Raw genomic sequence first — 14,341 nt, 5'->3', positions numbered from 1 at the left:
AATAATAAAATTCTTAATATTTTTAGTATGTGTTTTAAAGTAATGTTTATTCTTCTGTATTGCTTTCAACATTTTTTGCTTATTGATTAGGAATTAAGTAAAGTTATTTTAATTAGAATCGATAAATAATAATAAATACTAATGTTTATCTAGGGTAAAATGTAGAAAAACTTATACATAAAGAAGAGGATATAGTATTATGAGTTCACGGGAATTTTATTATTATTAATATAAACAATTTTTAGGGATATTTAAGTTTTATAAATGTGAACAAGCTCTATATTTACGTTTTACCTTCTATGAACTTAAGATTTTAATTAAGGATATCCTTAGAGGAGTGGTGCTCATGCAAATTAATTTACTTTACAAGTATTTAAGGGGGATTTTTTATGAACAAAGGAAAATTAAAAGCTAAATTTTCAATTAAGGCAAAGCTCATTGGAATTATTATTCCAATGATGGCTATAGTAGTATCATTGCTTATTATTATTTCTTATAATAAGTCAAAAAGTATTATAACCAATTCAGCAAATGATTTACTAGAAACTTCAGGTAAAAAGCAAGTTGATCAAATTGAATCGTGGTTCAATGAAAATTTGGCATCATTACAGGCGATAAAAACTACATTAGAAAATGGAAATTTAAGTAATGAAAGTGTACAAAATTTATTGGATAAATATTATGGATATAATAATAACTATCCAGAGGGGTTCTATATAGCTGATCAAAGTGGAAACATGCTAAAAGCTAAAGAATCTAAAAAATCTGATAAAGATATACTTAATTCAATATGGTATAAAGAAGGTCTAACTCGTATTAATATGGGCTTTGGATCACCTTATAAGAATGAGCAGGGAAAGAACATTGTTAGTGCGTCAGGGATAATAAATGATAATTCTGGAAAAATTAAAGTTTTATCAGCAGATTTTTCTCTTGATAAAGTAACAGTGATCGTAAATTCTATGATTGAAATGGATAATGCAGAGGCGTTACTTGTAAATATTAAGGACAATACAATATTAGCACATAGGGACAATTCTCTAATTTCAACTAAGATTGATTCAAATACTAGCGATAAATTTCTTAGAGATGTTGCAATAAGACTTCAAAACAGAGATTATAGTTCAACAGAATTAGATAATAATATGGTAGTATTTAAAGAAGTTCCTGGAACTGATATGGTTCTCATATCATATATTCCAACAAAATCTATTTTCGGAGAACTTTCACAGCTTCGAACTTTTATGATAGCAATTGCTATTATATCTATCATTGTTTTAATTGCACTAATTGAAAGAGTAGTACAAATTGTAATTAAGCCAATCAAAAAACTTACTGAAACAATTGTAGCTATGACAAATGGTGATTTTACAGTTGATGTAGAAGTTAAAGGAAATGATGAGATTTCAATTATGCTTGGTAGTGTAAAAGAATTTATAGATGTAATGCGTAATATGATAAATAACATAAACATTGTATCAAGCAAAATTTGGAATCAAGCTGAGGGAAGCACTAGGATTTCTAAGGAATTATATGATTCGTCTAAAGTTCAATCTGAATCTATGCAAAATTTAAATATAACAGTAGATCAGCTATCAAGTTCAGTAAATGAAATAGCAGAAAGCACAACAACATTAGCGAATGTTGTTAGCAACACTAGAGAAGATAGTATTAATGTAGATAAAAAGATGAGGGAGACAATAGATATATCAGAAAAAGGAAGAGAAGACATGGAAAAAGTAAATGCAGCCATGGAAAATATAAGAAAATCAATAACTTCTCTTCAAGAGGCAATAAATAATGTTGGAAATTCTTCGATTGAGATAATTAATATTATAAGTGTTATAGGAAGTATAGCAGAACAAACTAATCTTTTATCTTTAAATGCATCGATAGAAGCTGCGAGAGCTGGAGAGGCAGGAAAAGGATTTGCTGTAGTTGCAAGTGAGATTGGGAAATTAGCTCAAACAAGCTCTGAATCAGTTAAAAGCATATCAGCTCATGTAAGTGCGATTAATAAACTTGTTTCGAATACTGTAAAACAATCAGAAGAGAGTGCAGGATATATTAATGAAAGTAGTTATTTGATTAGTGGAACTGTAGATACCTTTGATAGTATTTTTGATAGGATTAATGATACAAATAACTTAATACAAAATATGATTGAGAAAGTAGGGCATTTGGATGATGTTGCTACAACAGTAGCAGCTATATCTGAAGAGCAGGCAGCAAGTTCAGAGGAAATATTAGCAACTTCACAAGTCATGGTAGAGCAATCAAATAATATTACGCAAAACAGTGAACTAGTGGCTAATGATGCAGAAGAATTATCTAATACATCTGATGAACTTAGTAAGCAAATTCAAATGTTTAAAATATAGTGAGATTTAACATTTGAGATTTGTTTAAATCTACATTGTAAATACAAGGAGGATTGTATATATGAAGAAAAAAATAGCTGTGCTATTAACTATACTTATGATGTTTGCACTTATCTCGGGATGCGGTTCAAAGAGTACTTCATCTTCGAATAAAAAGGTTAAAATATTATTTTCGATTTCGAATGCCACTGATGCCTATCGAAGCTTACTGGTAGCAAATGCTAAAAGTTATGCTGATAGTGAAAATGTTGAGCTTACTGTAAAAGATGCAGCGGGATCAATAGAAGAACAAGTATCCCATATGAAAGAAGCTGTTTCTGGTGGCTATAATGTTGTAATTTGTACACCAGTAAACTCAGCTACAACACTTCAGCTAAAAAAAGAGGCAGGAGAGCTGCCAATAATATTTATGAATAGTGCGCCAAGTGAAGATTTATTGGAAAGAGATAAATATATATATGTATCTTCAGATGAAATGGTAGCGGGTAAGATTCAAGCGGAGTATATTGCAGACTATCTAAGTAAGAAAAAAGATATTAAAGTAGTTCTATTTAGAGGAGAAAAGGGTCATTCTGCTACAATCGGACGTACGAAAGCAGTTAAAGAAACTTTTAAAGAAAAGGGAATAAATGCTGAGTATGTTTTTGAAGATACTGCAAATTGGAGTAGACAGGGAGCAAAAGAAATGTTTAATGTATTTCTAGCTACAAGTCAAAAATTCGATTGCGTAATTGCAAATAACGATGAAATGGCACTTGGAGTAATAGATTCTTTGAAAGAAAATAAAATAGATCCGTCTTCAGTACCAGTACTTGGAATTGATGCTACAAATGAAGCAACCAAAGCTATTGCTGATGGAAACATGAGACTTACAGTTTATCAATCAGCAAAAGACCAAAGTAAGAGTGCAGTACAATCAGCTATCGAGTTAGGTTCAGGAGGTACTATAGCTAAAATTGAAAATGCAACTGAGGATGGTAAACATGTATGGGTACCATTTGAAAAAGTAGATAAGAGTAATGTAAGTAAGTATATGAGTTAGATAGTAAAATATAAAGTGAAATCTGAATATAATATAAGAATATAAGATGCCAACTAATTTACTTTTTGGTATAATACTTATGACTAAGTTGATAAAGGATGATATAAATGGCAATAGGTAGAAGTAAAGTGGTAGTAGTTGGTACTGGGGCAGTTGGAGCAGCAGTGGCATTTGATATAGTCATGAATAATGTTTGTGATGATCTAATATTAATCGATATTAATAAAGAAAAGTCATGGGCCGAAGCAACAGACTTGCAGCATTCCTTAGGGTATAGTGGAAGCAAGATGAGAGTAAAAAGTGGGGAATATGATGACTGTAAGGATGCTGATTTAGTTGTAATAGCGGCGGCATTACCTTATATTACAGGCCAAACAAGGTTGGACATGCTAGAAAAAGCAGCTGGAATAATGGATAGCATTGTACCAGCTGTAATGAAGAGTGGGTTTTCGGGAATTTTTGTTGTGATAACAAATCCTGTTGATGTCATGTCATATTATGTACATAAATTATCAGGACTTTCAGCTAATAAAGTTATTGGTACAGGGACAGCGCTAGATTCTGCACGTTTAAAATATCATTTAGCAGACGTGATGAGTGTAGACCCTCAAAGCGTTCATGCGCTATGTATGGGAGAACATGGAGATTCACAAATAATTCCATGGAGCCAAGTAACAGTTGGTGGTAAAAAGTTTCTAGATATAATTAATGATAACAAGGTAAGGCTTGAAGGATTTAATATAAAGTCTGTTACTGAAGATATTAAGAAAATTGCATATCGTATTGTAAATGCAAAAGGAGCTACTACATTCGGAATAGCAGCAACGACAGTTCAAATTATTAAGGCGGTATTACGTGATGAAAATAAAGTGATTCCTGTATCCGCCATGCTTAATGGTGAATATGGTGAAAAAGATATATACATGGGAGTACCAGCAGTTTTAAATAGCCAAGGAGTAAAAGAGCTGGTTGAGTATCATTTAGCTGATAATGAAATAGTGGAACTGAAAAAATCTATTGAAATTATTAAAGAATATAATGATAAGCTTAAATTATAGAAATATTAGTTAAAATAGAATGAGATTTACTGACCACAATTTTGTGGTCAGTAAATCTCATGTTTGTCTTTTAACAAATTAAAATATATAATTTAGAATTAGCATAAATTTGGTTTTTTATTCGGTTATGAGTGGGGTGACAGCGTGGAAATCGCAATAGCATTTATAGTTTGTTTTTTATTATTAATCTGTAGTTCTATTAAAGGGATTTTTGTGGGATATTCCCTAAGTATAGGTTTATTGATGTTTATAATTTTAGCTTGCAAGAGGAAATTTAAATTAATGGATGTCTTAAGGATGGCTTATAATGGGGGAAAAAAGTCCTTTATTGTACTTCAAATATTTATACTAATCGGTGCAGTAACATCCACATGGATGGCGTCAGGAACAGTCCCAGCAATAGTTTATTACGGAATTAAGCTATTGGATCCAAACACATTTATAATATCTGTGTTTTTAATATGTTCTGCTGTATCATTTCTTTTAGGAACATCTTTTGGGACTGTAGGAACAGTTGGAGTAGCTTTTATGGTTATGGCAAGAGGGGGAGATGCTAACTTAAGTTTAGTTGCAGGTGCGATACTTTCAGGAGCATACTTTGGTGATAGATGTTCTCCTATGTCTTCAAGTGCTAATCTTGTTGCAAATATTACGGAAACAAATTTGTATACAAATATTAAAAATATGTTTAGAAGTTCTAGTATACCGTTAGTAATAGCAGTTTTTATATATTTAATTTTTTCGTTTATGTTTCCACTGAATGTTGTTCAGAGTAATATAAGTTCAGAGATTGTTAAAACATTTGATATAAGTATAATTACTCTAATACCGGCGTTGATAGTATTGGTCTTTTGTATATTTAGGATAAATGTAAAAGTGTCTATTGCTATTAGTATAATTGCAGCTTCTATTATAAGCATGGCTATTCAGCAGAATTCAGTAATTGATATAATAAGGTATATAATTATGGGATATGATTTAAAAACTGATTCGATTTTAAGTGAAATAATTAAAGGCGGAGGCATAGTCTCAATGCTTAAATCAGCTTATATAGTATTTGTATCTTCTGCTTTTACTGGTATATTTGAAGGTACAAAAATGTTGGAAAGTCTTGATAGTATTACTAACAAGTCAGATAGCAGGGCAGGAAGCTTTTTTACTACAATAATTGTGAGTATTATAACGTCAGCTTTTGGGTGCACTCAAACCTTAGCATTGATACTTACCCATATGTTAGTCAAAAAGAACTATGAAGAAAATGGAATAAATAAAGAAAGTTTAGCTTTAGATATAGAGAACTCAGCAATAGTTATAGCACCATTAATACCTTGGAATATTGCTTTATTAGTACCGTTGGCTACTTTAAATGCGGGAGAAAGTGCAATTCTGTATGCTTTTTACTTATACTTAATTCCATTAACAAGTGTACTGTATTTTAAAATGAGGAATTCTAAAAAACTTGCAATACAAGACTAATAAATATTTACATACTTTATTAAATTAAAATACCTGCACTTTTGGGTAAGTGCAGGTATTTTTTAGTGCTCTTGCAAGCTATCTAAAGATATTTCTCGTGACTTTTTAGGTTGATTATTGAAATGTATATTAGCAGTATTATTATTCTAATTGACAGGGCTGTGTATGAGTGATAGCATTAAAAATATATTAGTTATACAACTGACGGAAGTGGAATAAACCACATGAAGTATAACAAGAAGAAGCCGACCGTCTGGGCAAAAGTCCGGACAGTGGGCTTTTTTATTGTGAAAAGGAGTGTGCTAATGTAATGAAAGAAATTAAATTAAAGTATGGATGTAACCAGAATCAAAGTTCAGCAAGAATTTATACAGAGAATTGTGAATTACCTATAAAAATTCTAAGTGGAACACCAGGTTATATCAATTTGTTGGATGCATTTAATAGCTGGCAACTTGTAAAAGAATTAAAGGAAGCAACTGGGTTAGCATCTGCAGCATCTTTTAAACATGTAAGTCCAGCAGGAGCTGCTGTAGCAGTTCCATTGAATGAAACATTGAAAAAAATATATTTCGTGGAAGACTCAAACCTATCAGATATTGCTACAGCATATGTAAGAGCAAGAGGAGCAGACAGAATGTCATCCTATGGTGATTTTGTGGCACTATCAGATGAGTGCGATGAACAAACTGCAAAATTATTAGCGTTAGAAGTTTCAGATGGAATAATAGCACCAGCTTATTCCGAAGAGGCACTAAATATATTAAAAAATAAACGCAAAGGAAATTACTTGATAATACAAATAAATGAATCTTACAAACCTAAAGAAATAGAAAAAAGAGAGATTTACGGAATAACTTTTGAGCAAGAGCGCAATGATATAAAAATAACAGAAGCTATGTTAAATGATTTACGGACTAAAAATAAAATAATACCTAATAATGCAAAAAGAGATTTAATTGTATCTTTAATTATATTGAAATATACGCAATCAAATTCAGTATGTTACGTAAAAGATGGGCAAGCGATTGGAATTGGTGCAGGACAACAGTCAAGAATTCATTGTACAAGGTTAGCAGGAAATAAAGCTGATATATGGTTTTTAAGACAAAGTTCTAAGGTTATAAACCTTCCTTTTAAAAGAGAGATTAGAAGGGCAGATAGGGATAATGCTATAGATATTTATATTTCAGAAGATTATGCAGAGTTATTAGCTGATGGAGTATGGGAAAAATTTTTTGTTGAAAAACCAAATCCATTCACTAGAAAGGAAAAGAAAGAGTGGATGGAAAAATTAAATGATGTATCATTGGGATCGGATGCATTTTTTCCTTTTGGTGATAACATTGAGCGTGCAAGGAAGAGTGGTGTTTCTTATATAGCTCAATCAGGTGGATCTATAAGAGATGATAATGTGATTGAAACTTGCGATAAATATAATATCGCTATGGCTTTTACAGGAATACGTCTTTTTTATCATTAGGATAAATTATTAATAAATATTTCGCGCAAAATAAAAACCATAGATGAGCCTATATTAAATAAACCCATCTATAGTCATTAAATAAAGTCACTAACAGTTCTACTAACACCAATATAGATAACTAGTATCTAATTATAATCATTTAACCATAATTAAACTGTTCACTACCCATAGTGATATTTTGTTTAATTATATAAGATACTACATGATCATATATAACCTTTTGATTATACATGATTATTTTATCACCTGATATAATCGTCGCTTAACCCTATAAGCAGGTATCAAATAATTAAAAAAGACTTTTATCCTGAACTAATAGGATCTTATCTTTGTTTAGATATAAACCTTTTGGCTCATAGGAAAACTTGATAACATATATTCTTTATAAGAATATATTAAATTTTAACTGTTAGCTTCTTTATGGTAGTATCTTAACCCAAATAGAATTAATGATACGATGAAAGTTATAGAAATATTTCATAGATTTTCACATTTTTATAGACTAAAAACAAGCTAAATTAATATAGTTTATTTACAAATTATACATTCTTTTGTCTATTGATAAATACTGATACTAGCACACTTACTATAAGTATAAATACTATAATGAGAATTGAAGCGCCTACAGGTATATGATACTTAAAGGAAATAGAAAGTTTTATACCAGTAAATACAAGTATTACACCTATTCCGTATTTAACATACTCAAAGGTGCTATGAAGTTTTTCTAAAAGAAAATATAAATTTCTAAGTCCTAGTATTGCAAGAATATTTGAAGAATACACAATAAATGGATTAGTTGTGATCGCGAAAATTGCAGGTATTGAATCTATAGCGAATAATAAGTCTGAACCCTCAATTAGAAAAAGTATTGCAAACAAAGGAGTTGCATGAAGAACTTTATTTATCCGAATAAAGAATTTTTCTTCATAGAGATCTTCCGTTACTGGGATTATTTTCTTTAGTAGTTTAATCAATTTACTATTTTCAAAAGACACATCATCTTCCTTATTAATCATAATTTTTATTCCACTTATAATTAAAAGTAATCCAAACACATAAAGAATCCATTTAAACCTATTTATTACGGCAATACCTAGTATAACAAATATGAATCGCAATATGATTGCACCAATAATTCCATAGGTTAAAATTCTTTTTTGATGTTTAGTTTCAATCCCAAAGCTTGAAAAAATCAATAAAAATAGAAATAAATTATCAACACTAAGGCTTAGTTCTATGATATATCCTCCAAGAAACTCTAGTGCACTTTCTGATCCCATGTAATACCATACACCTAAATTAACTATAAAGGCTATTAGTGTTATTAATAAAAATTTAATTAAATGCTTTTTAGCAGTCATTCTCATAACCTCCTTTGATGAAAAAATACGTCTATATTAAATCATATTTCAAATAGTATTTAAATATTGTTTCCTAATATTAAATTTTTACTATTTAAAGTACATAATTTATAAAAAATTCTTATTGAGGTTTTGTATTAAATAACTAGAGTGAGTCATTGTTGTTGTTGTTAAATTTTGAAATTTTGGATATGTTATTGTCTTAAAAGCATAGAATGAATAAAATATTGTTAAAACTGTTACACTAACTTTATAAATAAGATAATTATTTTTAAAATAGCAGGATAAAGTTACAACGTTGAAGAATTTTACAGAGAAGTAATAAAAAAAGCGTCAATAATAATATGCATGAAGATATGATGGTATGAGAATTATTCCAATTAATTAAAAAAAATCTAAATTTTTCTTTTAATTATATAGATTAACTAATATAATATTATTTTGTAAGTAAGGATTGAAATAAAATACTTATAGATGATACAGGGGGGGAAATAAATGCTTACTAAATTTTTAGATGTTTTACTAGGAGAACCTTTAGCAAACGAGCAAGGAAGTCATGAAAAGTATAATATTCCATTTGGCCTAGCCATTATGGCGAGTGATGCAATATCATCTGTAGCTTACGCTGCCCAAGAAATACTTTTTGTTTTAATAGTTTTAGGTGTAGCGGCATATCAATGGTTGACCTGGACTTCATTTATGATTATAGGATTATTAATAATATTAACAATTTCATATATTCAAATCATTAGAGCTTATCCCCAAGGTGGAGGAGCATATAAGGTTGCGAAGGAAAACATAGGTACTAAGGCAGGACTAGCTGCTGGAGCAGGTCTTATAATCAGCTACATACTTACAGTTGCAGTTAGTGCTAGTGCTGGAGCAGATGCAATTATTTCAGCATTTAGCGGTTTGGCTCAATATAAAGTTGCATTTGTTTTAACCATAATTGTAATTTTAACCATTTTAAATTTAAGAGGTATAAGTGAATCTTCAAGAATTTTCGCTATACCAACATACATCTTTATATTCAGTATGATTTTTATGATTGTTTATGGCTTAATTAAGTATTTCATACTTGGTATACATCCGGAACCAATGTACTCTGTGCCATCAGTAGCTACGGAAGATTTATCAATATTTCTTATTTTAAGAGCTTTTTCTTCAGGATGTTCTGCGTTGACTGGGGTAGAAGCGGTAAGTAACTCAGTTCCAAATTTTAAGGAACCAAGTCAAAGAAATGCAAAAACAGTTATGATATTGTTAGCAGGGCTAATATTTTTCGTTTTTGGAGGAACTTCAGTACTTGCCATTTTTTACACAGCTATACCAATTCCTAATGGTCCTACAGTTGTTTCACAAATAGCTAGTGCTATATTCGGGAATGGATTTATGTATTATGTAATACAATTTAGTACGGCTGTAATTCTTCTAATGGCATGTAATACCGCATATACAGGATTTCCTATGCTTATGTATATAGTTGGAAAGGATGGTTTTGTACCTAGACAATTTACTGTTAGAGGGAAGAGATTAAGTTTTTCATTTGGAATTATTGCATTATCGTTTATAGCGTGCCTTTTAGTTATAATATTTAAGGCAGATACACATAGATTGATTCCATTATACGCAATTGGTGTATTTATATCCTTTAATTTAGGTCAATATGGTATGGTAAATCATTGGAGGAAAGAAAAAGATAAAGGTTGGTTAAAACGTGCTTTTATTAATGGATTTGGTGCTCTTGTTACTTTAATGACAACAATAATAATTTTGGTTGAGAAGTTTAGCGAAGGAGCATTCATTGTAGTAATATTAATTCCAATTATAATGTTAATTCAGCTAAGAATAAAAAAACATTACGATAAAGTTGCATCAGGTTTAAGTATTAGTCAATTGAATTTAAAGAAAGTAGATTTAAGAATAAAATATACTCATATTGTAATAGTTCCGATTGCCAGTTTAAATAGAGCTACAATAGGTGCGCTTCAATATGCGCAAAGTGTAAGCGATAATGTTATTGCTCTTAACATTTCGCCAGATAAGGAATCAATGGAAAAGTTGAAAGCTAGATGGAGTGAATTAAATACAGATATACTTTTAGTAGCAAAATATTCTCCATTTAGAGCAGTAGTTACACCTCTATTGAAAAATATAGAGTTAATAGCGAATTCAGCCGCTAAAGGTGAAAAAATAACAGTTATAGTTCCGCAATTTGTGACACATGAGCGTTTTGGTGAAGTTTTACATAACCATACGAGTTTTTTTATTAGAGAAACATTATTGAAAAATAATAATATAATAGTATCTACTTACCCTTATCATTTAGGAGATGATGAAAAGGAGAATTAAGATAGTAATTTGTTGAAAAAGTATATGAAAAATTAACGTGCTATGTCACCTTAACTAGGTAATAGCACGTTTTATTATATCTGTTTTTAATTTCATTTATTTGCCTTGTATTAAAATTAATTATATTAACTTTGCATTTATTATAGGATAATTATTGTAAATATAATGAAGAAAGCAGAAAAACCTCGTAAAATACAAAAAAATAAATAATAATAGCAATTGTATTCGTATTCATGAGGATATTTGTAGGTTTTTTTAGAATTTTAATGAAATTTATGATATTGCGTTTAAAGGCACTCGTGCTATACAATATTTTTCGAATGATTATATAGGGGGAGAATAAATGCTTACAAAATTTTTAGATGTTTTACTAGGAGAACCTTTAGCCAATGAGCAAGGATGTCATGAAAAGTATAATATTCCTTTTGGGTTGGCAATTATGGCTAGTGATGCAATTTCATCTGTTGCATATGCTGCACAAGAAATTCTTTTTGTTTTAATTGTTTTAGGGGTGGCAGCATATCAGTGGTTAACCTGGACTTCATTTTTGATAATAGGATTGTTAATTATATTAACAATTTCTTATATACAGATTATTAGAGCATATCCTCAAGGTGGAGGAGCTTATAAGGTAGCTAAAGAAAATATTGGAACCAAAGCAGGACTTGCTGCCGGTGCAGGACTTATTATTAGTTACATACTTACAGTTGCAGTTAGTGCTAGTGCCGGTGCAGACGCAATTATTTCAGCATTTAGTGATTTAGCACCATATAAAGTTTTATTTGTTTTAATTATAATTACCGTTCTAACTATATTAAATTTAAGAGGTATAAGTGAATCATCCAAAATATTTGCGATACCTACATATATTTTTATTTTTAGTATGATTTTTATGATCGCTTATGGCTTGTTTAAGTATTTTATACTAAATATTCATCCAGAGCCTATGTACACTATTCCAACACAGGCTACAGAGAATTTATCAATATTTCTTATTTTGAGAGCCTTTTCTTCAGGATGTTCTGCATTAACTGGAGTTGAAGCGGTAAGTAATTCTGTTCCTAATTTTAAGGAGCCAAGTCAAAGAAGCGCTAAGATAGTTATGATATTACTAGCAGCTTTAATATTCTTTATATTTGGAGGTACTTCAATACTTGCTATTTTCTATACGGCTGTGCCAATTAATAATGGTCCTACAGTTATTTCACAAATAGCTAGTGCAATCTTTGGTAACGGGTTTATGTATTATGTAATACAATTTAGTACTGCTGTAATTTTACTTATGGCATGTAATACAGCATATACAGGATTTCCAATGCTCATGTACATAGTTGGTAAGGACGGTTTTGCTCCTAGACAATTTACTTTAAGAGGTAAAAGGCTTAGTTTTTCTTTTGGAATAGTTGCTTTATCATTAATAGCTTGCCTTTTAGTAATTGCATTTAAGGCAGATACACATAGATTAATTCCATTATACGCAGTTGGTGTATTTATATCTTTCAATTTAGGTCAATTTGGTATGGTAAATCATTGGAGAAAAGAGCGAGATAAAGGCTGGGTGAAACGTGCTATTATTAACGGATTTGGCGGCCTTGTTACATCAATTACAACAATAATAATACTAGTTGAAAAATTTAGTGAAGGTGCATTTGTAGTTGCAATTTTAATCCCGATTATAATTTTAGCTCAGTTAAGAATTAAAAAGCACTATGATAAAGTTGCTTCATGTTTAAGTATTAGCCAGATAGATTTAAAGAAAGTGAATTTAAGAAGGAAATACACTCATATTGTAGTAGTTCCAATTGCCAGCTTAAACAGGGCAACTATAGGAGCTCTTGAATATGCTCAAAGTATAAGTGAAAATGTTATTGCACTTAATATATCAACTGACAAAGAAGCAATGGAAAAGTTAAAACAAAGATGGAGTGAATTAGATACTGATATACTACTTGTTACGAGATATTCTCCATTTAGGGCAGTGGTTACACCGCTTCTAAAAAATATAGAACTAATTGCAAATTCAGCAGCTAAGAATGAAAAGATAACGGTAATAGTACCTCAATTTGTTACTAATGAACGTTTTGGAGAGGTCTTACATAATCATACAAGTTTCTTTATTAGAGAAACACTATTAAAAAATGACAATATAATCGTATCAACATTCCCTTATCATTTAGTAGATGAATGTGCATGTACTGAATAGAATTGAATTTATAATTTGCATATAGAATCCAAGGGAAAAGAGATACATGTTTATTCATCGGGACTTTGAAAACATCGCTGAAAGTATTAAAGGAGAGTTGTATCCAATTTGGCTTGCTTCAACCATTAGGTTAGACAAGCTAAATCGGAACAACTCTCCTTTAATAATGAAGTTAACTTATTTGCTAACATTAAATGACTACAGTATATAGGATTCTAATATATTAGAAAAGAAAGCAGGAATATTAAGAATAACCTGTCATATACTATGCCTTATATATAAAAAAGGCTGAGTACATATAAAGAAATCAGCAAATTAGGATATATGAAATGTTAGTTTTTGTATGATTATGCAAGACAACTACTGCTAGCGTGTCAGTATGTGTAATAAGTAGTAAAGGGGAGTATTATGGTTAAATATACATATAATATCATAAAATCAGTAAAAAAGTAAAAAATATGAGTATAGTATAGATGTTAAGATAAAACACGTCGCTGAAACACATAAACGAAAACAGCTTAAAACTGAAAGAACTTATTGAAATGGGTTCAAAAAGTTTTTTGAAAAAGTTGTTGACAAGCTTTGGACGCGATGATATACTGAGTAAGCTGTCAGAAACGACAGAAGCTTATAAGCCTTGAAACAAGAGGCTTAAGGAAGAAAATTGGTCTTTGAAAATTGAACAGAATAACATAAATACATTTAAGTAAACCAGCAATTCTTTATTTGAGTAAGCTGAGATTAAACTTTTTATTGAGAGTTTGATCCTGGCTCAGGACGAACGCTGGCGGCGTGCTTAACACATGCAAGTCGAGCGAGAGAACTTCCTTCGGGAAGGACTCTAGCGGCGGACGGGTGAGTAACACGTGGGTAACCTGCCTCATAGAGGGGAATAGCCTTTCGAAAGGAAGATTAATACCGCATAAGATTGTAGTTTCGCATGAAACAGCAATTAAAGGAGTAATCCGCTATGAGATGG

Annotated in this window: 8 protein-coding genes, 1 rRNA gene and 1 riboswitch (1 of these 10 only partly in view); of the genes, 8 read left to right on the top strand and 1 reads right to left on the bottom strand. The window is 30.5% G+C overall.

Going from position 1 to position 14,341, the window contains the following annotated elements:
- The first annotated feature begins 389 nt into the window (after positions 1-389).
- From D2A34_RS00050 to D2A34_RS00025, 5 genes are all read left to right on the top strand, one after another.
- Positions 390-2,381, top strand: coding sequence for a methyl-accepting chemotaxis protein (locus tag D2A34_RS00050; protein WP_119365349.1), 1,992 nt, complete (start codon positions 390-392; stop codon positions 2,379-2,381).
- Positions 2,382-2,442: 61 nt separating this feature from the next.
- Entirely contained in the window at positions 2,443-3,423 is a 981-nt protein-coding gene (locus D2A34_RS00045) for a substrate-binding domain-containing protein (RefSeq protein WP_119365348.1), read from the top strand.
- 107 nt (positions 3,424-3,530) lie between these two features.
- Positions 3,531-4,481, top strand: a complete 951-nt coding sequence (locus D2A34_RS00040) for an L-lactate dehydrogenase (protein WP_079438360.1) — start codon at positions 3,531-3,533, stop codon at positions 4,479-4,481.
- A gap of 243 nt (positions 4,482-4,724) precedes the next feature.
- Positions 4,725-5,957: a Na+/H+ antiporter NhaC family protein gene (locus D2A34_RS00035; RefSeq protein WP_479723282.1), complete on the top strand. Its 1,233-nt coding sequence runs from the start codon at positions 4,725-4,727 to the stop codon at positions 5,955-5,957.
- Positions 5,958-6,144: 187 nt separating this feature from the next.
- Positions 6,145-6,223: riboswitch (ZMP/ZTP riboswitch) on the top strand.
- 44 nt (positions 6,224-6,267) lie between these two features.
- Positions 6,268-7,440: a phosphoribosylaminoimidazolecarboxamide formyltransferase gene (locus D2A34_RS00025; protein WP_119365346.1), complete on the top strand. Its 1,173-nt coding sequence runs from the start codon at positions 6,268-6,270 to the stop codon at positions 7,438-7,440.
- Positions 7,441-7,982: 542 nt separating this feature from the next.
- On the opposite strand, the gene D2A34_RS00020 is transcribed toward D2A34_RS00025, so the two are convergent.
- Positions 7,983-8,813 carry a TerC/Alx family metal homeostasis membrane protein gene (locus tag D2A34_RS00020; RefSeq protein ID WP_278336977.1) on the bottom strand — a complete coding sequence of 277 codons (831 nt, stop codon included), beginning with the start codon at positions 8,811-8,813 and terminating at the stop codon, positions 7,983-7,985.
- Between the two features lie 489 nt (positions 8,814-9,302).
- Between D2A34_RS00020 and D2A34_RS00015 the strand changes: the two genes are divergently transcribed.
- The 3 genes from D2A34_RS00015 to D2A34_RS00005 form a co-directional block, all read left to right on the top strand.
- Positions 9,303-11,159, top strand: coding sequence for an APC family permease (locus D2A34_RS00015; RefSeq protein WP_079438356.1), 1,857 nt, complete (start codon positions 9,303-9,305; stop codon positions 11,157-11,159).
- Positions 11,160-11,502: 343 nt separating this feature from the next.
- The gene (locus D2A34_RS00010; protein ID WP_079438355.1) at positions 11,503-13,362 is read left to right on the top strand and encodes an APC family permease; all 1,860 of its coding nucleotides are present in this window, start codon (positions 11,503-11,505) and stop codon (positions 13,360-13,362) included.
- A 749-nt stretch (positions 13,363-14,111) separates the two neighbouring features.
- Positions 14,112-14,341: ribosomal RNA gene (locus tag D2A34_RS00005) — 16S ribosomal RNA — on the top strand (its annotated part continues 1,276 nt past the right edge of the window); the annotation flags it as partial.

It is taken from the genome of Clostridium chromiireducens (genome assembly GCF_003575225.1).
Classification (GTDB): domain Bacteria; phylum Bacillota; class Clostridia; order Clostridiales; family Clostridiaceae; genus Clostridium; species Clostridium chromiireducens.
This window is presented reverse-complemented; position numbering and strand designations above follow the sequence as displayed.

What these genes read in the sequence shown, in the direction of transcription:
- D2A34_RS00025 (WP_119365346.1), top strand. Translation starts at nt 6,268, where the DNA reads ATGAAAGAAATTAAATTAAAGTATGGATGTAACCAGAATCAAAGTTCA.
- D2A34_RS00010 (WP_079438355.1), top strand. Translation starts at nt 11,503, where the DNA reads ATGCTTACAAAATTTTTAGATGTTTTACTAGGAGAACCTTTAGCCAAT.
- D2A34_RS00050 (WP_119365349.1), top strand. Translation starts at nt 390, where the DNA reads ATGAACAAAGGAAAATTAAAAGCTAAATTTTCAATTAAGGCAAAGCTC.
- D2A34_RS00045 (WP_119365348.1), top strand. Translation starts at nt 2,443, where the DNA reads ATGAAGAAAAAAATAGCTGTGCTATTAACTATACTTATGATGTTTGCA.
- D2A34_RS00035 (WP_479723282.1), top strand. Translation starts at nt 4,725, where the DNA reads ATGTTTATAATTTTAGCTTGCAAGAGGAAATTTAAATTAATGGATGTC.
- D2A34_RS00015 (WP_079438356.1), top strand. Translation starts at nt 9,303, where the DNA reads ATGCTTACTAAATTTTTAGATGTTTTACTAGGAGAACCTTTAGCAAAC.
- D2A34_RS00020 (WP_278336977.1), bottom strand. Translation starts at nt 8,813, where the DNA reads ATGAGAATGACTGCTAAAAAGCATTTAATTAAATTTTTATTAATAACA.
- D2A34_RS00040 (WP_079438360.1), top strand. Translation starts at nt 3,531, where the DNA reads ATGGCAATAGGTAGAAGTAAAGTGGTAGTAGTTGGTACTGGGGCAGTT.